The 20414-nt window shown below is 71.3% G+C and carries 15 protein-coding genes; 8 read left to right on the top strand and 7 right to left on the bottom strand.

Translation table 11 applies throughout. From position 1 onward, the window contains the following. The first annotated feature begins 36 nt into the window (after window positions 1-36). Genes SY2F82_RS05165 through SY2F82_RS05155 form a run of 3 tightly spaced genes read left to right on the top strand, consistent with a single transcriptional unit; the run spans window position 37 to window position 4690 of the window. Window positions 37-1203, top strand: a complete 1167-nt coding sequence (locus SY2F82_RS05165; protein ID WP_200417689.1) for a hypothetical protein — start codon at window positions 37-39, stop codon at window positions 1201-1203. Then, window positions 1203-3395, top strand: coding sequence for a glycosyltransferase (locus SY2F82_RS05160; protein ID WP_200417688.1), 2193 nt, complete (start codon window positions 1203-1205; stop codon window positions 3393-3395). Before SY2F82_RS05165 ends, SY2F82_RS05160 begins: the two co-directional genes overlap by 1 nt. Continuing rightward, entirely contained in the window at window positions 3392-4690 is a 1299-nt protein-coding gene (locus tag SY2F82_RS05155) for an acyltransferase (RefSeq protein ID WP_200417687.1), read from the top strand. Before SY2F82_RS05160 ends, SY2F82_RS05155 begins: the two co-directional genes overlap by 4 nt. 69 nt (window positions 4691-4759) lie before the next feature. On the opposite strand, the gene SY2F82_RS05150 is transcribed toward SY2F82_RS05155, so the two are convergent. Genes SY2F82_RS05150 through SY2F82_RS05135 form a run of 4 tightly spaced genes read right to left on the bottom strand, consistent with a single transcriptional unit; the run spans window position 4760 to window position 9695 of the window. Then, a complete protein-coding gene (locus SY2F82_RS05150; RefSeq protein WP_200417686.1) occupies window positions 4760-6436 on the bottom strand; it encodes a glycoside hydrolase family 13 protein in 1677 nt (558 codons plus the stop codon). A 51-nt stretch (window positions 6437-6487) separates the two neighbouring features. Beyond that, window positions 6488-7321 carry a carbohydrate ABC transporter permease gene (locus SY2F82_RS05145; RefSeq protein ID WP_200417685.1) on the bottom strand — a complete coding sequence of 278 codons (834 nt, stop codon included), beginning with the start codon at window positions 7319-7321 and terminating at the stop codon, window positions 6488-6490. Beyond that, entirely contained in the window at window positions 7318-8382 is a 1065-nt protein-coding gene (locus SY2F82_RS05140) for a carbohydrate ABC transporter permease (protein ID WP_200417684.1), read from the bottom strand. Before SY2F82_RS05140 ends, SY2F82_RS05145 begins: the two co-directional genes overlap by 4 nt. An 11-nt stretch (window positions 8383-8393) precedes the next feature. Beyond that, window positions 8394-9695 carry an ABC transporter substrate-binding protein gene (locus tag SY2F82_RS05135; protein ID WP_200417683.1) on the bottom strand — a complete coding sequence of 434 codons (1302 nt, stop codon included), beginning with the start codon at window positions 9693-9695 and terminating at the stop codon, window positions 8394-8396. 319 nt (window positions 9696-10014) lie between these two features. On the opposite strand from SY2F82_RS05135, the gene SY2F82_RS05130 reads away from it, so the two are divergent. Beyond that, the gene (locus SY2F82_RS05130; RefSeq protein WP_308437744.1) at window positions 10015-11070 is read left to right on the top strand and encodes a LacI family DNA-binding transcriptional regulator; all 1056 of its coding nucleotides are present in this window, start codon (window positions 10015-10017) and stop codon (window positions 11068-11070) included. A 40-nt stretch (window positions 11071-11110) separates the two neighbouring features. On the opposite strand, the gene SY2F82_RS05125 is transcribed toward SY2F82_RS05130, so the two are convergent. The 3 genes from SY2F82_RS05125 to SY2F82_RS05115 all read right to left on the bottom strand — a co-directional run bounded on the left by SY2F82_RS05125 (window position 11111) and on the right by SY2F82_RS05115 (window position 14674). Then, the gene (locus SY2F82_RS05125) at window positions 11111-11704 is read right to left on the bottom strand and encodes an ABATE domain-containing protein (protein WP_200417682.1); all 594 of its coding nucleotides are present in this window, start codon (window positions 11702-11704) and stop codon (window positions 11111-11113) included. 294 nt (window positions 11705-11998) lie between these two features. After that, on the bottom strand, window positions 11999-13150 hold the full coding sequence (locus SY2F82_RS05120; RefSeq protein WP_200417681.1) for a uroporphyrinogen-III synthase: 1152 nt from the start codon (window positions 13148-13150) through the stop codon (window positions 11999-12001). 141 nt (window positions 13151-13291) lie between these two features. Beyond that, the gene (locus tag SY2F82_RS05115; protein WP_200417680.1) at window positions 13292-14674 is read right to left on the bottom strand and encodes an MFS transporter; all 1383 of its coding nucleotides are present in this window, start codon (window positions 14672-14674) and stop codon (window positions 13292-13294) included. A gap of 232 nt (window positions 14675-14906) precedes the next feature. Between SY2F82_RS05115 and SY2F82_RS05110 the strand changes: the two genes are divergently transcribed. The 4 genes from SY2F82_RS05110 to SY2F82_RS05095 all read left to right on the top strand — a co-directional run bounded on the left by SY2F82_RS05110 (window position 14907) and on the right by SY2F82_RS05095 (window position 20214). Next, a complete protein-coding gene (locus SY2F82_RS05110) occupies window positions 14907-15878 on the top strand; it encodes an ankyrin repeat domain-containing protein (protein WP_200417679.1) in 972 nt (323 codons plus the stop codon). Between the two features lie 408 nt (window positions 15879-16286). Next, window positions 16287-16877 (top strand): sigma-70 family RNA polymerase sigma factor, encoded by a 591-nt coding sequence (locus SY2F82_RS05105; RefSeq protein WP_103841015.1) that lies wholly within the window; start codon window positions 16287-16289, stop codon window positions 16875-16877. Next, entirely contained in the window at window positions 16874-17692 is an 819-nt protein-coding gene (locus SY2F82_RS05100) for an anti-sigma factor (protein ID WP_200417678.1), read from the top strand. The genes SY2F82_RS05105 and SY2F82_RS05100 overlap by 4 nt, the downstream gene beginning before the upstream one ends. A gap of 212 nt (window positions 17693-17904) precedes the next feature. Continuing rightward, complete coding sequence (locus SY2F82_RS05095; protein WP_200417677.1) at window positions 17905-20214, top strand: UvrD-helicase domain-containing protein; 2310 nt, start codon at window positions 17905-17907, stop codon at window positions 20212-20214. Window positions 20215-20414 lie beyond the last annotated feature (200 nt).

Here is a 20414-nt window from a genome sequence, read left to right as displayed (position 1 = left end):
CGAGAAGTCCCAGTCGGCGGGAATGACATCCGTTCCTTGGCGGAGTTCGGTGGAACGGGGACGCTGCGCGCGGGTGCGGGCCTGACGGGCATGGACGCGACCGAGGTCCTGCCGCGATCCGGTGCGGGCGCGGGCGCGGGCCTGCCGGACCTCACCGAGACGGAACTCCTTCCGAGGGCCGTGCGGCGCGCGGGCCTGCCGGAGGTCACCGAGACCGAGGTTCTGCCCAGGGCCGCGAGGCACGCGGGACGCCCGGGCGTCACCGAAGCCGAGGCCTTTCTCAAGGCCGGTGCCGACGTGCGTCTTCCGGGCGTCGGCCGGAGCGGGTTTCCTCCCGGGGCCGCCGGTCGCGCGGGCCTGTCGGACGCGGCCGGGGCCCAGGGCATTCCCGCACAGCGCGGCGGTGCCGCCCGCCGGGACGCCTGGCACGGCTCGGCCGACACCGAGCACGCCCACGACCCGCACGAGGTGACCGTCCAGCTCGACAGCACCGGTTGGCGACTCGGGGCCGGACCCGGGCAGCGCGGGGAGCCCGGCGGCCGGGACGGCTCCGAGGGCCCGGTCTTCGTGGACGAGTCCGGACGGCGCGGGCGCCGGCTGCGCCGTATCGGCATCGCCATCGGTGTCGCCTGCGCCGCCTACGCCGCCGTCATCGTCGCCACCCTCCTGTCCGGCAGCTCCGCCGCGCCCTGGCTGCCGGTGCCGAGGGAGCAGGAGGACGCGCCGGCGAGCGAGGTCGACAGCTCGCCGCTGCCCTCCCGGTCCGCGCAGCCGTCCGTGTCGGGCAGCCCCGCCCCGGGCGTGACCGCGTCGGCGAGCGACGCCACGACACCGTCGCCGGGCCTCAGCACCGGCGCGCCCGATGCCTCCGCGAGCCCCCGACGGCCGGGCACCTCCGCCGATCCCGGGCCGTCCGCGACGCGCACCGCCGGGAACCCGGGGTCCGGCGTGACCCGACCGAGCCTGCGCCCGTCGGTGCCCGTCTCCATCCCGCCGGCCGCGAGCCCCCCGGCGGGCGGCAACCCCTCGCCCGACCCGTCGCCGAGCCCGGACGGCGGCAGCACGGGCCCGGGCACGGGCAGCGTCGCCCACGGCCCGGGCACGCCGATGCCGGTGGCCGAGGGCCGGCGCACGCCCATGCCCGTCGCCGAGGACGCCGCCGGCTCCTCCTCGCCCTTCCGCTCCCCGGAGTACGTCCTCTGATGGCATCCCGCACCCGCCGTCCCGGCGCCGCGACCGGCGCCCGCGACGGCGCCCGGCGCCGCCGCGTGCCCATGCGCCTGCTGCTGCCCACGCTCCTCCTCGTCGCCCTGGTGACGATGCTGATGCTGCGCGGCTTCGTGCACAGCGAGATCCTCGCCGACCACCGCATCCGGCCCGAGGCGGCCACCGGCCACGTCCCGGAGAAGATCCTGGACGGCGGCCCGGTCATCGACACCCGCAGCGGCCGCACCAGCACCATGCGTCTGCCGGACCACCGCCTCGTCCTGACCTTCGACGACGGCCCCGACCCCACCTGGACGCCCAAGGTCCTCGACGTGCTGAAGAAGCACCACGCGCACGCGGTCTTCTTCGTCACCGGCACCATGGCCTCGCGCTACCCCGACCTCGTCGCCCGCATGGTGGCGGAGGGTCACGAGGTGGGCCTGCACACCTTCAACCACCCCGACCTGTCCTACCAGTCGAAGCGCCGCATCGACTGGGAGCTGTCCACGAACCAGCTCGCGATCAGCGGCGCGGCCGGTGTGCGCACCTCCCTCTTCCGGCCGCCGTACTCCTCCTTCGCCGACGCCATGGACGACAAGTCCTGGCCGGTGACCGAGTACATCGGCGGCCGCGGCTACATCACCGTCGTCAACGACACCGACAGCGAGGACTGGCAGAAGCCCGGCGTCGCCGAGATCATCCGCCGTGCCACCCCGCACGGCGGCAAGGGCGCGATCGTTCTGATGCACGACTCCGGCGGCGACCGCCACCAGACGGTGCAGGCGCTGGACCGGTTCCTGCCCGGACTCCAGGCCGAGGGCTACCGGTTCCAGAACCTCACCGAGGCGCTCGGCGCGCCCAGCGCGCTGACGCCGGTCACCGGCGTCGACGCGTGGAAGGGCAAGGCGTGGATCTTCCTGGTCCAGGCCTCGGAGAAGGTCACCGACGTCCTGGTGGTCTGCCTCGCGGTGGTCGGCAGCCTCGTCATCGGCCGCTTCGTGCTGATGCTCCTGCTCTCCGGCGTCCACGCGCGCCGGGTGCGCCGCCGTGGCTTCCGCTGGGGCCCGCCGGTCACCGAACCGGTGTCGGTGCTGGTGCCCGCGTACAACGAGGCCAAGTGCATCGAGAACACCGTCCGCTCCCTGACGGCGAGCGAGCACCCCATCGAGGTGGTCGTCGTCGACGACGGCTCGACCGACGGCACGGCCCGGATCGTGGAGGCGATGGGCCTGCCCGACGTGCGTGTCGTGCGGCAGCTCAACGCGGGCAAGCCGGCCGCCCTCAACCGCGGTGTGGCCAACGCCCGTTACGACTTGGTCGTCATGATGGACGGCGACACGGTCTTCGAACCGGCGACCGTCCGGGAACTGGTCCAGCCCTTCGCCGACCCGCGCGTCGGCGCGGTGGCGGGCAACGCGAAGGTCGGCAACAAGAACTCCCTCATCGGCGCCTGGCAGCACATCGAGTACGTGATGGGCTTCAACCTCGACCGCCGCATGTACGACATCCTGCGCTGCATGCCGACGATCCCCGGCGCGGTCGGGGCGTTCCGCAGGTCCGCGCTGGAACGGGTGGGCGGCATGAGCGACGACACGCTCGCCGAGGACACCGACATCACCATGGCGCTGCACCGCGACGGCTGGCGGGTGGTGTACGCCGAGAACGCCCGAGCCTGGACGGAGGCCCCGGAGACGGTCCAGCAGCTGTGGTCCCAGCGCTACCGCTGGTCGTACGGCACCATGCAGGCGATCTGGAAGCACCGGGGGGCGTTGCTGGAGCGCGGCCCGTCCGGGCGCTTCGGCCGTGTGGGCCTTCCCCTGGTCTCCCTGTTCATGGTGGTGGCCCCGCTGCTGGCCCCGCTCATCGACGTCTTCCTGCTGTACGGCGTGGTGTTCGGCCCGACGCAGAAGACGGTCGCGGCGTGGCTGGGCGTCCTGGCGATCCAGGCCACCTGCGCGGCGTACGCCTTCCGTCTCGACCGCGAACGCATGACCCACCTGCTCTCGCTGCCCCTGCAGCAGATCCTCTACCGCCAGCTCATGTACGTCGTGCTGCTCCAGTCCTGGATCACGGCGCTCACCGGCGGCCGGCTGCGCTGGCAGAAGCTGCGGCGCACCGGTGTCGTGGAGGCGCCGGGCGGCCCCGTGCCGCACCCGCGGCCGCACAGTGAACGGAGGCCCGTGGCATGACCCGCGGCCACACCACCGGCACGGGCGCGGGCCCGGAGCCGACGTCGACGTACGGGATCCCGCGGCGGCGGGAGGCGGAGAAGAAGAGCCCCGAAGCCCGCACACCGGGCCGCGACCGCTACCTGGACCTGCTGCGTTCCCTGGCCCTGGTCCGGGTCGTGGTCTACCACCTCTTCGGCTGGGCCTGGCTGACCGTGCTCTTCCCGTCGATGGGCGTGATGTTCGCCCTGGCGGGCTCCCTGATGGCCCGCTCCCTGAGCCGCCCGGCGCCGAGCGTGATCAGGAGCCGGGTGCGCAGGCTGCTGCCGCCGCTGTGGGCGTTCAGCGCGGTGGTCCTGACGCTGATGTTCGCGGGCGGCTGGAACCCGCTGAAGGACCGGGACGGCGGCGGCATCTGGGGCCTGCTCGGCCTGGTCGACTATGTGATCCCGGTCGGCGCCCCGCCCTTTCCCTCGCACCTGGGCGCCGAGTCCGGCCTGCTGGAGGACACCTGGGCGGTGCAGGCGGCGGAGCCGTTGTGGTACCTGCGCGCCTACCTGTGGTTCGTGGTGGCCTCGCCGCTGCTCCTGTGGGCGTTCCGGCGGGCGCCCTGGCCGACGCTGCTGGCACCGCTGGGCCTGACGGCGGTCGTCGGCACGGGGCTGGTCACGATCCCCGGCGAGACGGGCAACGCGGTGACGGACTTCGCGGTCTACGGCGGCTGCTGGGTCCTCGGCTTCGCCCACCACCAGGGTCTTCTGGCCCGCGTCCCCCGCCATGTCGCCGTCTCCTGCTCGGCCCTGCTCATGGCGTTCGGCCTGTGGTGGGCGTCGGGCCACCAGGGCCCCGACGGCTGGGATCTGAACGACATCCCGCTGGCCCAGGCGACCTGGTCCTTCGGGTTCGTCGTCATCCTCCTCCAGTACTCCCCGTCCTGGCGGGAACTCCCGGGCCGGCTGCGCCGCTGGGACAAGCTGGTGACCCTGTCCAACAACCGGGCGGTCACGATCTACCTGTGGCACAACATGCTGATCACGGCCGCCGTCCCGATCCTGGACCAGCTCTACGAGCTCCCTTTCCTGAAGGGCGACAGCGCGGTGGCGGAGCTGGACGCGACGTACACGCTCTGGACGTTCGTCCTGATCTGGCCGCTGATCGGCCTGGCGATCGTGGCGTTCGGCTGGATCGAGGACTGGGCGGCCAAGCGGAGCCCGAGGCTGTGGCCGAACGGGGCGGGACGGAACAGGACGGCGGCACGGGACGGGACGGCGGGACGGAACGAAACGGCGGGACGCAGGCGGGCCGGGTCCGTGTGAGACCCGGGCAGAACCAGGGCCGTCCGGTGAGCGGGGACGCACCGGACGGCCCTGGTCTCTGATGGACGGCTACACCGCCAGCCAGGCCGCCTGGTCCGGTGCCAGCAGGCCGTCCTGCACGGGACCGCTCGCCAGCAGGACCGAGGTGTGGTCGGGCAGCCGGTACGCCTCGGACGAGAGGTTGACCACGCAGACGAAGCCGGGTTCGCGGCGCAGGGCGAGGACTCCGGCGGGAGCGTCCAGCCAGGCCAGAGTGCCGTCGCCGAGCGCCGGGTGCTCGCGGCGCACGCGCAGGGCGCGGCGGTAGAGCTCGAGCATCGACGTCTCGTCGCCGGTCTGCGCCTCCACGCTGCGCTCGCCCCAGTCGGCGGGCTGCGGCAGCCAGGGCGCGGCGGAGGCCCCCTCGGGGCTGAAGCCGAACGGCGCGCTGTGCCCGGACCAGGGGATCGGAACCCGGCAGCCGTCACGGCCGCGTTCGGTGTGTCCGGAGCGCTCCCAGATCGGGTCCTGCAGGACGGACTCGGGCAGGTCCTCGACCTCGGGCAGGCCGAGCTCCTCGCCCTGGTAGACGTAGGCGCCGCCGGGCAGGGCGAGCATCAGCAGGGCGGCCGCACGGGCGCGCCGGATGCCCAGTTCCAGGTCCAGGGGGCCTTCGGGCTCGTATCGTTCGTTGGCCAGCCACCGCTTGACGGTCCTGCGGCCGTAGCGGCTGACGTGGCGCATGACGTCGTGGTTGGACAGCACCCAGGTGGCCGGTGCGCCGACCGCGCCGAGCATGGCGAGCGAGTCGTCGATGACCGCGCGCAGGTCCTTCGCGTCCCAGCTCGCCATCAGGAAGTCGAAGTTGAACGCGGTGTGCAGGCCGTCCCGGCGTACGTAGGCGGCGAGCCGCTCGGGGGTGTCCGCCCAGGCCTCGGCGACGAAGGACCGGTCGCCGGGGAACTCGTCGGCCACCTTGCGCCAGGCGCGGTAGATCTCGTGGACCTCGTCGCGGTCCCAGTGGGGGTGGTCGACGTGCTGCCGGACCCGCTCCTGCGTGTCGTCCCGGCGGGAGAGCGGTCCGAGCACCCCCGCCGGTTCGGGGCGCGGCGGCAGGTCGGGCAGCTCGGGGTGCTTGATCAGTCCGTGCGCCACATCGATACGGAAGCCGTCCACGCCCCGGCTGAACCAGAACCGCAGGATCGACTCGAACTCGGCCCTGACCTCCGGGTGTTCCCAGTTGAGGTCGGGCTGCTCGGGGGCGAACAGGTGCAGGTACCACTCCCCGTCGGGCAGCCGTGTCCAGGCGGGGCCGCCGAAGCAGGAGACCCAGTCGTTGGGCGGCTCGGCGCCGTCGGGCCCGCGGCCGGGCCGGAAGACGTAACGCTCGCGTTCGGGGCTGCCCGGCCCCGCCGCCAGGGCCGCCTGGAACCAGGCGTGCCGGTCGGAGGTGTGGTTGGGCACGATGTCGGGGATGACGCGGATCCCGTGCCGGTGCGCCTCCTCTATGAGCTCCTCCGCCTCGGCCACCGTGCCGAACAGCGGGTCGATCTCACGGAAGTCCGCCACGTCGTAACCGTGGTCCGCCATCGGCGACTTGTACCACGGGTTGATCCAGATGGCGTCGACACCGAGCGACTTCAGATACGGCAGACGGGAGCGGATGCCGGCGATGTCGCCGACGCCGTCACCGTTTCCGTCGGCGAAACTGCGGATGTAGATCTGGTAGATGACGGCGCTGCGCCACCACGGTGCGGTACCGGACATACGAGTGCGTTGCTCCTTGGACGTCGGGAAGGGGTGGCGCGGCGCCGGTGCCTACTTGGCCGCGCCTGTGGTGAGTCCGGCGACGATACGGCGCTGGAAGAGCAGCACCATGATCACCAGCGGGATCGTGACGATGACGCCTGCCGCCATCTGGCTGCCGAACGGCGTCTGGTACGTCGTGGCTCCGGAGAACTTCGAGATGGCGACCGTCGCGGTCTGCATGCCGGGCTTGTTGGTCATCGACAGGGCGATGAGGAACTCGTTCCAGGCGGCGATGAACGTGATGATCGCGGTGGTGAAGATGCCGGGCGCGGCGAGCGGGATGATGATCCTGCGGAACGCCTGGCCGCGGGTGCAGCCGTCGACCATCGCGGCGTGCTCCAGCTCGTCCGGCATCTGGCGGAAGAACGTGGTCAGGTTCCACACCGCGAGCGGCAGCGCGAAGGACATGCTCGGCACGATCATGGCCTGGTAGGTGTTGATCCAGCCGATGTCCGTGAACAGCTTCAGCAGCGGAACGACGATCGACACCACCGGGAACATCGAGGTGGCGATGATCAGCGTGAGGATCAGCCGCTTGAACCGGAAGTCCAGCCGGGCCATCGCGTACGCGGTGAACGTGGCCAGCAGCAGCGCCAGTGCCGTGGTGATGCCGGCCACGATCAGGCTGTTGAGCAGTGCCCGCGAGAACCCCTGGGAGGGGCTGAACACGGCCCGGTAGTTGTCGAACGACAGCGGCGAGGGGAACAACGAGGTGCTGAAGATGTCGTCGTTGCTCCGCAGGCTGGAGACCACCATCCAGTAGAACGGGGCCAGGCAGTAGGCGACCACCGCGGCGACACCCACGTAGGGCAGCCGTCGGCGCCAGGTGGCTGCGAGGGTCATGCCGTCACCTCCGCACGGCGCAGTGCCACGGCACCCCGGCGCCCGGTCCTGCGCTCGCGTCCGTTACGGACGCCGCCGTCGCCGACGAGGTCGGCGCCCAGCAACCGGACGAAGGCGAGCGCGATGAGGAAGACATAGAGGAAGAGGAGCACCGCGTAGGCGGAAGCCGGTCCGAAGCGGACGTTGGACGCCTCGTTCTGCGCGAGCATCGACAGGGTTTCCACCGAGTTCTTCTGCGCGCCGATGAGGATGTAGGGCAGGTCGAACATCCGCAGCGCGTCCAGGCACCGGAACAGCACCGCCACCAGCAGCGCGGGCTTCACCAGGGGCAGGGTGATGTGCCAGAACTGCCTGAGGGCGCTCGCTCCGTCGATCCGGGCCGCCTCGTAGACCTCCTTCGGGATCACCTGGAGTCCGGCCAGGACCAGCAGCCCGATGAACGGGGCGGTCTTCCACACATCGGCGATGATGACCGCGATCTTGGCTGCGAAGCCGTCGGCGGTCCACAGGACCTGGTGTCCGACGAGGACGTTGGCGATTCCGTCGGCGTTGAAGATCCACCGCCACAGCAGGCCGGAGATGGCCGTGGGAATCGCCCAGGGCACGAGGATGCTCGCCCGCACCACGGCCCGGCCCCGGAACGCCTTGTGCATGATCAGTGCCATGGCCACACCGATCACCGTCTCCAGCAGCACGGTGACGACGGTGAAGAGGGTGGTGTTCCAGAAGGCGTTCCAGAACCGGTCACCGGCCTGGGTGAAGATGTCGGTGTAGTTCTTCAGGCCCACGAACGGCTCGGTGTCGCTGATGAAGCCGGTCTTGGGATCCAGCCCCTTCGGCCCGTACAGCGACTCGTCGAGGGCCATGAGCGTCGGATAGATCACGACGATCGTCAGCACCAGGAGCGTGGGGGAGACCAGCAGCGCCGCCAGCCGGCCGGTGCCCGTGGTCGCACCGGCCCGGGCGCGCCGGCGGTTCAGCGGCGCGGAGGGCCGCCCGGGGCGGTCGACCGCCCCGGGCTCCCGTGCGGCGGTTGCGGACGGGATCTTGGTGTCGGCCATGACCCGGATCCTCACTGCGCCGTCAGCTTCTGCAGGTCCGCCTGCAGATCCTTCAGAGCCTGCGAGCTGCTCTTGCTGCCGGACAGGGCGGCGTAGGCCTCCTTCTCGATCGCCGACGTCACGTCCCCGTACTGCACGACCCGCGGGCGCGGCACGGCGTGCAGGATGGACTGCTTGAGGACGGGCAGATACGGATACTGCTTGTCCAGCGACGCGTCGTCGTACAGGTTCGTGTACGGCGGGGCGAGGGAGGCGTTCTTCAGGAAGTAGCTCGCGCTCTCCTCACTGCTGAAGAACTTCATGAAGTCCAGGGCCGTCGCCTTGTTCTTGGCGAAGGACGACAGGGCCAGGTTGTGACCGCCCAGGCTGGAGGAGCCGGTCCCGTTCAGGCCGGGCAGCGGCGCGACCGCGAACTTCCCCCCGATCGGGCTCTTCTGGGCCAGCGCGTACACGTACGGCCAGTTGCGCAGGAACACCAGCTTGCCGGACTGGAAGGCCTGGCGGCCGTCCTCCTCCTGGTAGGTGATGGCCTCCTTGGGGATCGTCCCGTCCTTGAAGGAGTCGACGAGGAAGTCCAGGCCCTTCTTCGCCTGGGGCGTGTCGACGTCCGGCTTGCCGTTCGCGTCGGTGACGACGCCGCCCGCCGAGTTCACGGCCTCGGAGAAGTTCACCGTCAGGCCCTCGTACTTCTGGAACTGCCCGGCGTAGCAGGACATGTCCTTGGCCTCGGGCAGCCTCTTCACCTTGGCGCAGGCGGCCGTCATCTGGGACCAGGTGGCCGGAGGGCTGGTGATGCCGGCCTTCTTCAACAGGTCGCTGCGGTAGTACAGCAGGCCGCCGTCGGAGCTGCCCGGTACCGCGTACAGACCTTCGCGGTACTTCGCGGTCTCCACCACCGGCTTCAGCATGTTCTGCAGCGGGAACCGGTTGTCGGGCAGGCGGTCGATCCACTGGTGGGCGGCGAACTCCGACGTCCACACGACGTCGAGGGAGAGCACCGTGTAGGCGTCGGACTTCGTCTCCGCGTTCTGGATCATCTGCTGCCGCTGCGAGTCCGCGTCCGTCGGCAGTTGGATGAAAGTGACCTTCTCCTTCGGGTGCAGCTTGTTCCAGCGGTCGATGATCGTCTGGACGGTGCCGGTGGTGTCCTTGCCGGCCACATACGTGATGGGGCCACGGCCCGTGAACGACGTGCTCTGGGCGTTCTGCCCGGAACTGCCGCCGCTGCCCCCGGACGAGCCGCAGGCGGTGAGGAGCAGCCCGGCGGCGGCGAGCGTCGCCGAACACTGAAGGGCTCTGGTGGTCCTGGTCATCACTGTCTCTCTCCTGGTCGTGCGGAACCGAAGGCGCGGCTGACAGTGCTGTCACGGCGCGAAGATCCTTCAAAAGCGCAGGTCGGAGCCCTCAAGGCTGGCTACACGAAAACACCTTGCACGCCGCCGTGACAACGCTTGCACGCTAGGAGTGCAGTTGGGGGAAGTCAATCCATAAGTCGCCGACGATTCAGACAGTTTTAGGTGCGTACCGCAGCTGTTTTTACAGCAAAACGGGGCAAAATACCCCATGGTTGAGCTATGGCAGCGCTTTCACAAGCCAGCTGTCAAACACCCGCCTCTGTGCTAACTTCCGCTCATGCCACCAGCTCAGCGGCACCCCACGATGGCCGACGTCGCGGAACGGGCCGGCGTCTCCCCGTCCACGGTCTCCCGCACCCTGCGCGGACTGACGTCCGTCTCGGCGGACGTCCGCGTACGCGTCGAACAGGCCGCCCGCGAGCTGAACTTCGCGGTCTCGCGGCAGGCGGCGAGCCTGGTCACGGGGAAGACCGGGGTCGTTGCGGTGCTCGTGCCCACGCTCAACTCGTGGTTCATGGGCTCGGCGCTGTCCAGCCTGGGCCCGCTGCTGCGCGCGGCCGGCATGGAGCTGAACGTCTACGTCATCCCGGACATGGCCGAGCGCACCTCGTTCTTCGAGCACCTCCCGGCCCGGCGGAACGCCGACGCGCTCCTCGTCTTCGGCTTCGACCTCACCGGCGAGGAGACGGCACGGCTGGACGACCTCGGGATGCCGGTCATCTACGTCAGCCAGCACGCCAAGAGCCGCCCCAGCGTCTACGTCGACGACGTGGCCGGAGGCTGCAAGGCCACCCGGCACCTGCTCAACCTCGGCCACCGCAGGATCGCCTTCGTGCCGACGGTGGGCGCCACCGGCTTCACCTTCAGCTCGCGCGAACGGCTGCTCGGCTACCGGCAGGCGCTCACCGAGGCCGGCATTCCCCTGGACGACGAGCTGGTGGTCACCATGTCGGTCGAGGACAAGCGCGGTCTCGCCGCAGGGATAGGCGCGCTGCTGAGCCTGCGGGAGCCCCCCACCGCAGTCTTCGCCGAGCAGGACGAGCTGGCCGTCGCTGTCATACACACCCTGCGCGCGGCGCGGATCCAGGTGCCCGAGCGGATGTCCGTCATCGGCTTCGACGACCACCAGATCGCCGAGTGGTTCGATCTGTCCACGGTCGCCCAGTCACCCTCGGACATGGGCCGGGTGGCCGGGGAACTCGCCCTGAAGCTGATCGACGACCCCGAGGCCGACCGCGCGCGCCACGTCGTGCTGCCCACCCATCTGATCCCTCGCGCGACCACCGCACCCCCCGCGCCCACCGGCGACGTGGTGACCGAGGCAGGCATGTGATCCCGTAGCAGGCGGGAGGGTGCCCGGCACGACCTGCGACCTACGTCCGTGTCAGCGCCGCCCGCCGGCGGTGGCGGGCCACCCGCTCCCGGTTGCCGCACACCTCGCTCGAGCACCAGCGGCGGCGTCGGCCCCGGGACGTGTCCAGGTAGACGATCGGGCAGTTGTCGCCCTCGCACCGCCGCAGGCTCGCCCTGGCCTTCGGATCGGTCAGCAGTTCTATGGCCTCGCGGGCCACCGCGGCCAGCAGGTCCTCGCAGGTGGGCAGTGCACGCAGTCGTCGTACCAGCGCGCCGTCCTCCGTACGGACCGCGCACGGCGCGGGCGGTGCGCCCCGGGCCGCGGCGTTGACCCGGATCAGCGCCCCGTCCGCCGGGCGCCCGTCCAGTTCGCCACCCACCAACAGGCCGACGTGCTCACGCAGTTCGCGGAACGCCCGCAGCCAGCCCGCGTCCACCCCGGTCAGCGGGGTACCCGGCGGCACCAGCCCGGACCCGGTGATCCACGCCCGCAACCGGTCCGCCGAGTCGAGGCGTTCCTCGGGATGCGTCGTCGTCAGCAGGTCCAGGCAGATCCGCCCGGAGCCGAACCGCAACGCGTAGGAGGCCGTGGCCGTGGCCGTGCCGGATGCCATGTGCCTGTCACCGCCTTGGAGTCGCCGCGGTCACCCCCTCTACAGTGCCCGCCCGCACAGGCCTCGGGGAAGGCCCCGTACGCCCCCGAACTCCACGGTGGACGCCTGTCGATGCGCCCGCGCGTCCCGGCGACGTCCCTCGCGCGCCCGAAGCGGCCGCCAAACCGGCCGTACGGGCCCGCCGCCGACCCCGGCACGGCCTGCCTCGCCCGGGCGCTCTCCAGGGAGGGCTGCTTCGTCCGGGCGCTCTCCAGGGAGGCGGCCCTGCGCGGGCCCTGCTCCGGGAAAGGCGGCTCACACGTCCGCGTACTTGGAGTCCGCCGCCGGGTCGAGCGCGAGCCGGTAGCCGCGCTTGACCACCGTCTGGATCAGCTTGGGCGCCCCGAGGGCCGTCCGGAGCCGGGCCATCGCCGTCTCCACGGCGTGCTCGTCGCGCCCGGCGCCCGGGAGCGCGCGCAACAGGTCGGAGCGGGCGACCACCCAGCCCGGCCGCCGGGACAGGGCGCGCAGCAGGGACATCCCCGCCGGCGGTACGGGCCGCAGGTCGCCGTCCACCATCACCGCGTGCCCGCGGATCTCCACCCGGTGGCCGGCGATGGGCAGCGTACGGGCCCGGGCGGGCAGTTCCTGGCACAGGAGCTGGACGAGCGGGCCGAGCCGGAAGCGTTCGGGCTGGACCGTGTCGATGCCGCGGGCCTGAAGCGGCAGCGCGGTGACGGGGCCGACGCAGGCGGGCAGCACGTCGTGGTTCAGGGCGGCGAGCAGTTCCGGCAGCAGCCCGCGCTCCTCGGCCCGGGAGAGCAGGGACGCGGCAGCGGGCGCGCTGGTGAAGGTGAGGGCGTCCAGGCCCCGGCTGACGGTCGCGTCGAGGAGCCGGTCCATCGGCCCGACGTCCTCCGGCGGCATCCACCGGTACACCGGCACCCCCACCACCTCGGCGCCCCCCTCCCGCAGCGCCTCCACGAAGCCCGGCAGCGGCTCGCCGTGCAGCTGGACGGCGATACGGAGGCCGTCGACGCCTTCCTCGAGCAGCCGGTCGAGCACCTCGGCCATGGACTCCGAGCTGGGCGACCACTCCTCGGTCAGCCCGGCCGCCCGTATGGCGCCCTTGACCTTCGGGCCGCGTGCGAGCAGCCGCACCCCGCGCAGCCGGGCGAGCAGATCCTCGCCGAGCCCCCAGCCGTCGGCGGCCTCGACCCAGCCGCGGAAGCCGATCGCGGTGGTGGCGACCGCGATGTCCGGTACCCGGTCGATCAACTCCTTGGTGGCGGCGAGCAGTTCTCCGTCGTCGGCGAGCGGCACGATACGCAGGGCCGGCGCGTACAGCACGGACGCGCCGCGCCGCTGGAGCAGGGCCCCCAGCTCGTCGGCCCGTCGCGCGGCCGTCACGCCCACGGTGAACCCCTCGAGAGGCCCGTGTTCTGGTCGCTGCTGGTTGTCGTACATGGCTCTCGTCCCGCACTCGAGTCGGCATACCGGTGGTCACGCGGTCGTGAACACCGGTCGTACGCGTCCTGCCTACATGCCGACCGAGCCTGTCAACGGCTCGTGACAGGCTCGGTTCGGCTTCATGTCGCTGGTGTTACGTCACACCTCGGCGTAGCTGAGCTGCTGGTTCGCCTCGGAGGTGGAGGCGTTGGCCTGAGGTTGCACGGCCGGGCGGCGAAGGTATACGGCCCAGGTGACCGCGAAGGCCGCGGCGTAGAAGGCGAGGAAGGCGACGAAGGCGCCGGTGCCGGAGCCGTAGGAGAGGAAGGACTGCCGGAAGGCGAGGTTGATGCCGACGCCGCCGAGCGCGCCCACGGCGCCGATGAGACCCATGGAGGCGCCGGACAGCCGCCGGCCGTACGCGGCGGCCTCCTCACCCTCGAGCCCCTTGGCGACGGCCTTGGCCTGGAAGATGCCGGGGATCATCTTGTACGTCGACCCGTTGCCGAGCCCGCTGAGCACGAACAGGACGACGAACGCGGCGGTGAACAGCGGCAGCGACTTCTGCATGCTCGCGAAGACCAGGACGGCGGTGGCCGCGCCCATGGCGACGAAGTTCCACAGCGTGATCTTCGAGCCGCCGTAGCGGTCGGCGAGCCAGCCGCCCACGGGACGGATCAGCGAACCGAGCAGCGGGCCGATGAAGGTGACGTACGCCGCCTGCAGCGGGGTGCGCCCGAACTGGTTCTGCAGCACCTGCCCGAAGGCGAAGCTGTAACCGATGAACGAGCCGAAGGTGCCGATGTAGAGGAAGGACATGATCCAGGTGTGCGCGTCCTTCGCGGCGTCCTTGGCGGCGCCGGTGTCGTTCTTCACGGAGGCGAGGTTGTCCATGAAGAGGGCGGCGAGCACGGCGGCGACGACGATCAGCGGGATGTAGATCCCGAGCAGCACGCGCGGCCCGCCGCTCGCGCCGATGATCGCAAGGGCGACGAGCTGGATGACCGGCACGCCGATGTTGCCGCCGCCCGCGTTGAGGCCGAGGGCCCACCCCTTCTTCCGCAGCGGGAAGAAGGCGTTGATGTTGGTCATCGAGGACGCGAAGTTGCCGCCGCCGATGCCGGCGAGCAGGCCGACGACCAGGAAGGTGGAGAAGGAGGTCCCCGGCTTCATCACGGCGAAGGCGGCGATCGTCGGGATGAGCAGCAGGCTCGCGGAGATGATCGTCCAGTTGCGCCCGCCGAAGATCGCGACCGCGAAGGTGTAGGGGACGCGGACGACGGCGCCGACGAGCGTGACCATGGACGTGAGCATGAACTTGTCGGCGGGGGTCAGCCCGTACTTCGGCCCCATGAAGAGCACGAGGACCGACCACATGGTCCAGATCGAGAACCCGATGTGCTCGGAGAAGACGGAGAACAGCAGGTTGCGCCGGGCGATCTTCTCCCCGGCCTCGTTCCAGAACGTCTCGTCCTCGGGATCCCACTGCTGGATCCAGCGGCCTCCCCTGCCGGCGGCGGGGGCTGTGCTCGGGGCTGTCATGACGCCTCCACGGTTCTGCGGTGCCCGGGTGTCGTTACGCGGTGATGAGTCCCGAAGGTAGGGAGGACGCGTTTCCGCCCTGTGGCACCGGGTGACCGGAAGGGAACGTTGCTCTCACGGGCTGGGAAGGGGCGCGGTGAGGCGGCGACCGGGCGTTGTCAGACCCGTCTGCCATGGTGTGCGTACGGGGGGCGGTCCGGGTGCCGCCCGGATCGGTGCTGGAGGGGGAGCGGTGGCGGAACGCGGCGACGGCTGGGCAGGCCTGGCCCATCAGGACTGGCGCGACGCCGAGGTCATCCGGCGGCGCCTGGATCAGGGCGCGGATCCGGAGGCGTGGGGCGGGGGACGGCCGCTGCACCGGGCGGCGTGGTGCGGCTCGCCGGAGGTCGTCGCCGAGCTGGCGCGGCGGGTCGCGGACGTGGACGCGCTGGAGCACGGGACGACCGCGCTGTGGGAGGCCGTCCTGTCCGACCGTCCGGACAACGCACGGGCTCTTGTCGCCGCCGGCGCGGATCCCTGGCGGCCCCTGCTCGGCGGCTGGTCCCCGGGGCGGCTCGGGCTGGCCGGGCCGACGCCGGAGCTGTTCGAGGTGCCCGAGGGCGAGCGCGGGCTGTCCGAGGCGGAGCGCGCGGCGGCGGAGGAGGGCAGGCGGCTCGTCGCGGCGCTGGGGGACATCCACTACGACGGCACGGGCCTGGCGTGCGTGGCCGGGATCGACGCCGAGGAGGCGATACACCGCCTGGGGGCGACGCCGGCGAGAAGCGAGGAACTTCAGGAGCTGCTCGAGGACCCGTACGAGTACGACCTGGACGACACCCTGCGGATCGTCGGCGTCACCACCGTGCCGGGCGGCTGCGTCGTCTCCCAGCCCTGGGGATACGCGCCGCAGATGCCGGGCGTGCTGAGACCGCTGTCCCTCGGCACCGTCTGCTACGGCCTCTACGCCAACCCCAAGAGCGGCAACCAGGGCAGCATCGCCCGCGACGGGGTCATCGAAGGCTGGGACCTGCACCCGGGCGGCGCACCGGACCCGGAGGCCCCGCCGGAGGAAGTCCTGGCCTCCTATCTCTACCGGCGCAACGCGCCCGCCTACTCGTGCGCCTACGCGGGCCTGCGGCCGACCGACGCGCGCGCCGTCGTCGGCCCCCCGGATGTGTGGGTCGAGCTCCCCGAGCGTGACTACTGGACGTTCTCGACGCGCTGAACGCGCTGAGCACCATGAACGCCCTGAAAACTCCGAAAGGAAAGGAAGCCGAGGAAACAACGGAAAGGGAGGCCATCCGCATAGCTCGCGAAAAAAGAGAGTTACCGAAAAATTTGGCTGAAATCGGGCAGTGCGCCCCCTGATCTCGACAATTCCTCCACCGAAGTCCAGCCAAATTTTCACACGGCGATCTTGGTGAGTCCGGGAGTGAAGCATCTGCCGGTGTGACCTGGGTCTCTTCGCTCCGGCGGCCGTATGTCCCGTTGGGGGAGAAATGGGTGCCCGGGAACAAGGGCTTCCACACCTTCTCCAAGAAATTTCTGGTGTCGCTTTGAACACGTGGGCCTACTCGCGCGTACCCGGATGTGAGCGACCGACTGGGGGAACCCCCGGACACCGGAGGTAGGCGTGCGCAAGGATTCCGCCGTGGCTGATGAACGAAAGCGGCCCAGGGCCCGACATCGCATGACCTCGTCCTCGGCGTCCTCGACCGAGCCGGACGAGGAGCTGATGCGTGCCCTGTATCGAGAACATGCGGGACCCCTGCTCGCCTACGTGCTGCGCCTGGTCGCGGGCGACCGGCAGCGCGCCGAGGACGTCGTGCAGGAGACGCTCATCCGTGCCTGGAAGAACGCCGGCCAGCTCAACCGAGCGACCGGTTCGGTACGCCCCTGGCTGGTGACGGTCGCCCGGCGCATCGTCATCGACGGCCACCGCAGCCGGCAGGCCCGGCCGCAGGAGGTCGACCCGTCGCCGCTGGAGGTCATCCCCGCGGAGGACGAGATCGACAAGGCGTTGTGGCTGATGACACTGTCGGACGCGCTGGAAGACCTGACCCCTGCCCACAGGGAGGTCCTGGTCGAAACGTACTTCAAAGGGCGTACGGTCAATGAGGCGGCCGAAACGCTCGGCATCCCCAGCGGAACGGTGCGCTCCAGGGTGTTCTACGCCCTGCGGTCGATGAAGCTGGCACTGGAGGAGCGGGGGGTGACGGCATGAGCAACCTGTACGGGGGATTCGGCACTGGTGGCCCCGGGGCCGTGAGAGGCGGTCCCCAGGGGCAGGGCGACATCCACGAAACCGTCGGCGCCTACGCCCTCGGCATCCTGGACGACGCGGAGGCGACCGCCTTCGAGGCGCACCTCGCCACCTGCGACTGGTGTGCCCAGCAACTCGACGACCTGGCCGGCATGGAACCGATGCTGGCCGCGCTCGCCGACATGCCGGACAGCCACGGCACCCCCGCCATCGGCGAATCCCTGTCCGCCAAACCCAGCCCACGGCTCGTCGAGCGGCTGGTCGACGAGGTCTCCGAGCGGCGCGCCCAGAAGCGGCGGCGCAGCTTCTACCTCGTCGCGGCCGCCGCCGCGCTGATCATCGGCGGCCCGGTCGCCGTGATGGCGGTGAACGGCGGCGATGACGCCAACACCGGACACACGGTGGCGGCGGTCTCGCCCGCCAAGGCCGCCTTCCAGTCCATGACCGACAAGGTCTCGGCGACCGACCCGACCACCGGGGTCAGCGCCACGATCGCGATGCAGGCCAAGGACTGGGGCACCAGCGGCGCCATCGAGGTGAAGGGCGTCAAGGGCCCGCTCAAGTGCTCGTGGGTCGCCGTCGGCAAGAACGGCGAGCGCGAGACACTGGCCTCCTGGTCCGTTCCGCAGTGGGGCTACGGCATCCCCGACGGCAAGACGGAGGAGTCGAAGAACCCGCTCTACGTGAGCGGCGCCGCCGCCTTCACACCGAACCAGATCGACCACTTCGAGCTCATGACGTTCGACGGGAAGAAGCTGGTGGAGGTGAAGGCGTAGCCGCCACCACCGGTCTGAGCGCTTCCCGCGGCGTGCGTCCGAGTCACGCCGCGGGTCGACGTGTGCGGTCCTGTCGTCACATTCCCGTCGTCCGCCCGCAGGGCGGTCGGGAGTTCGGCGACAGGGCCGCGGTGGTTCGGGGCGCGCCGTAGCCTCCCCGGTCCCCCTTCGCGTACGGTGGACGGCTGCTCAGCACGTCAGAAGGGGGCCCGGTGGCCGCTCAGGTTCAACAGGAAACCGCGCTCGGCCCGGTCGGCAGGTCCGCGCACGACTCGCTCCGTGACCGGGAGATCAGCGTCGAACAGGAACACCTGGACCGGGTCTACCGGCGCCTCGAGGAGAAGATCCACGAGGCGGAGTTCCTGATGAACGACGCCGCCCAGCGCGGCCAGGTCGGCACGCCCGGCGCGCTCGCCGAGCGCGACGCCCAGGTGTTCCGGGCCGGCATCCACCTCAACCGGCTCAACAACGAGTTCGAGGACTTCCTCTTCGGCCGGATCGACCTGCTGCTCGGCAAGGACGGCAAGAAGGGACCCGACGGTGCGTACACGGCTGTCGAGCCCGCCGAGGGCGCGGTGCGCTCCGACAACACCGCCGACATCGCCGAGACCCTGCACATCGGCCGCATCGGCGTCCTCGACCAGGACTACGCGCCGCTGGTCATCGACTGGCGGGCACCCGCCGCCGCCCCCTTCTACCGCTCCACGCCGGTCGACCCCGGGCGGGTCGTGCGCCGCCGGGTCATCCGCTCCAAGGGGCGCAGGGTGCTCGGCGTCGAGGACGACCTGATGCGCCCCGAGCTGACGGCCTTCCTCGACGGCCACGAGCTGCCCGTCATCGGCGACGGCGCCCTGATGGCCGCCCTCGGCCAGGCCCGCACCCACACCATGCGGGACATCGTGGCCTCCATCCAGGCGGAGCAGGACCTGGTCATCCGCGCCCCCGCCGCCTCCGTGACCCACGTCGAGGGCGGCCCCGGCACCGGCAAGACCGCCGTCGCCCTGCACCGGGCCGCGTACCTGCTGTACCAGGACCGGCGCCGCTACGCGGGCGGCATCCTGATCGTCTCGCCCACCCCGCTGCTCGTCGCCTACACCGAGGGCGTCCTGCCGTCGCTCGGCGAGGAGGGCCAGGTCGCGATCCGCGCCATCGGCTCGCTCGTCGACGGCGTCGAGGCCACGCTCCACGACTCCCCGTCCGTGGCCCGCGCCAAGGGCTCCTCCCGCATGCTCAAGGTGCTGCGCAAGGCGGCCCGCGGCGCCCTGGAGCGCAGCGGCGCACCGGAGCGGCTGCGGGTCGTCGCCTTCGGCCGCCGCCTGGAGCTGGAGGCGGAGCAGCTGGAACGGATCCGGCGCACCGCCCTCACCGGTACGGCGCCCGTCAACCTGCTGCGTCCGCGCGCCCGCAAGCTGCTCCTGGACGCCCTGTGGGCGCAGTCCGGCGGGGCGAACCGGCACGCCGACCCCGAGCTGGCCGCCGAGCTGCGGTCCTCCTTCGACGAGGACATCACCTCCGAGGACTCCTTCATCGCGTTCCTGGACGCCTGGTGGCCCGAGCTGACCCCCCGGTCGGTCGTTGCGGCGATGGCCGACGAGAGGCGGCTCGGCCGCTGGGCGCGGCGCGTCCTCACCCCCGGCGAGGTGCGCAGGGTCGCGCGCTCGCTGAAGCGGGACGGGTACTCCGTGCACGACATCGCCCTGCTCGACGAGCTCCAGGCCGTCCTCGGCCTGCCGGCCCGCCCGAAGAAGAGGCGCGAGCTGGACCCGCTCGACCAGTTGACCGGGCTCGAAGAGCTGATGCCCGTCCGCGAGGAGTCGCAGCGTGAGCGCGCCGAGCGGCTGGCGCAGGAGCGCACCGAGTACGCGCACGTGATCGTCGACGAGGCGCAGGACCTCACGCCGATGCAGTGGCGGATGGTCGGGCGTCGCGGCCGGCACGCGACCTGGACCGTCGTCGGTGACCCGGCCCAGTCGTCCTGGTCCGACCCGGACGAGGCGGCCGAGGCCCGCGACGAGGCCCTGGGCACCCGCCCGCGCCGCCGCTTCACGCTCACGGTCAACTACCGCAACCCCGCCGAGATCGCCGACCTGGCGTCGAAGGTCCTCGCGCTCGCCATGCCGGGCTCCACCGCCCCCACGGCCGTCCGCTCCACCGGCGTCCAGCCGCGCTTCACGGTGATACGGGACTCGATGGCGCAGACCGTTCGCGCGGAGGCCGCCCGGCTCCTCGACCGCGTCGACGGCACGGTCGGCGTCGTCGTCGCCATGAACCGGCGCGAGGAGGCGGCCCGCTGGCTGGACGGCCTCGGCGACCGGGTGGTGGCCCTCGGCAGCCTGGAGGCCAAGGGCCTGGAGTACGACGCGACGGTCGTCGTCTCTCCCGCGGAGATCGCCGACGAGAGCCCCGCGGGGCTGCGCGTGCTGTACGTGGCGCTCACCCGGGCGACGCAGCAGCTGACGGTGGTCTCGGGCGAGCGGGACGAGCCGGACGCGGCCGGGGTGCCGGACCTGCTGCGGGACTGAGGCCCGGGCGGAGCCGCCCTGTACGCGAGATGAACTCCGGGTACGGGAATGGCCTTACCGGATCCGTTTGTTAGCCTGGGTGTGGCACCGGCCCGATCCAAGCCCCCGGGCCCAACCTTAGTCGCTACGAGCGACCACTTGCCGCGAGGCGAGCATGGCGGGTCGGTGTCACTGACTTGTGGAGAGGTCCGCGTCCTGTG

It is taken from the genome of Streptomyces sp. Y2F8-2 (assembly GCF_014905555.1).
GTDB classification, from domain to species: Bacteria; Actinomycetota; Actinomycetes; order Streptomycetales; family Streptomycetaceae; genus Streptomyces; species Streptomyces cynarae.
The sequence above is the reverse complement of the archived record's forward strand: the minus strand, read 5'-3'. Positions and strand labels throughout refer to the sequence as shown.

What these genes read in the sequence shown, in the direction of transcription:
- SY2F82_RS05145 (WP_200417685.1), bottom strand. Translation starts at nt 7,321, where the DNA reads ATGACCCTCGCAGCCACCTGGCGCCGACGGCTGCCCTACGTGGGTGTC.
- SY2F82_RS05160 (WP_200417688.1), top strand. Translation starts at nt 1,203, where the DNA reads ATGGCATCCCGCACCCGCCGTCCCGGCGCCGCGACCGGCGCCCGCGAC.
- SY2F82_RS05130 (WP_308437744.1), top strand. Translation starts at nt 10,015, where the DNA reads ATGCCACCAGCTCAGCGGCACCCCACGATGGCCGACGTCGCGGAACGG.
- SY2F82_RS05155 (WP_200417687.1), top strand. Translation starts at nt 3,392, where the DNA reads ATGACCCGCGGCCACACCACCGGCACGGGCGCGGGCCCGGAGCCGACG.
- SY2F82_RS05150 (WP_200417686.1), bottom strand. Translation starts at nt 6,436, where the DNA reads ATGTCCGGTACCGCACCGTGGTGGCGCAGCGCCGTCATCTACCAGATC.
- SY2F82_RS05120 (WP_200417681.1), bottom strand. Translation starts at nt 13,150, where the DNA reads ATGTACGACAACCAGCAGCGACCAGAACACGGGCCTCTCGAGGGGTTC.
- SY2F82_RS05140 (WP_200417684.1), bottom strand. Translation starts at nt 8,382, where the DNA reads ATGGCCGACACCAAGATCCCGTCCGCAACCGCCGCACGGGAGCCCGGG.
- SY2F82_RS05135 (WP_200417683.1), bottom strand. Translation starts at nt 9,695, where the DNA reads ATGACCAGGACCACCAGAGCCCTTCAGTGTTCGGCGACGCTCGCCGCC.
- SY2F82_RS05125 (WP_200417682.1), bottom strand. Translation starts at nt 11,704, where the DNA reads ATGGCATCCGGCACGGCCACGGCCACGGCCTCCTACGCGTTGCGGTTC.
- SY2F82_RS05115 (WP_200417680.1), bottom strand. Translation starts at nt 14,674, where the DNA reads ATGACAGCCCCGAGCACAGCCCCCGCCGCCGGCAGGGGAGGCCGCTGG.
- SY2F82_RS05100 (WP_200417678.1), top strand. Translation starts at nt 16,874, where the DNA reads ATGAGCAACCTGTACGGGGGATTCGGCACTGGTGGCCCCGGGGCCGTG.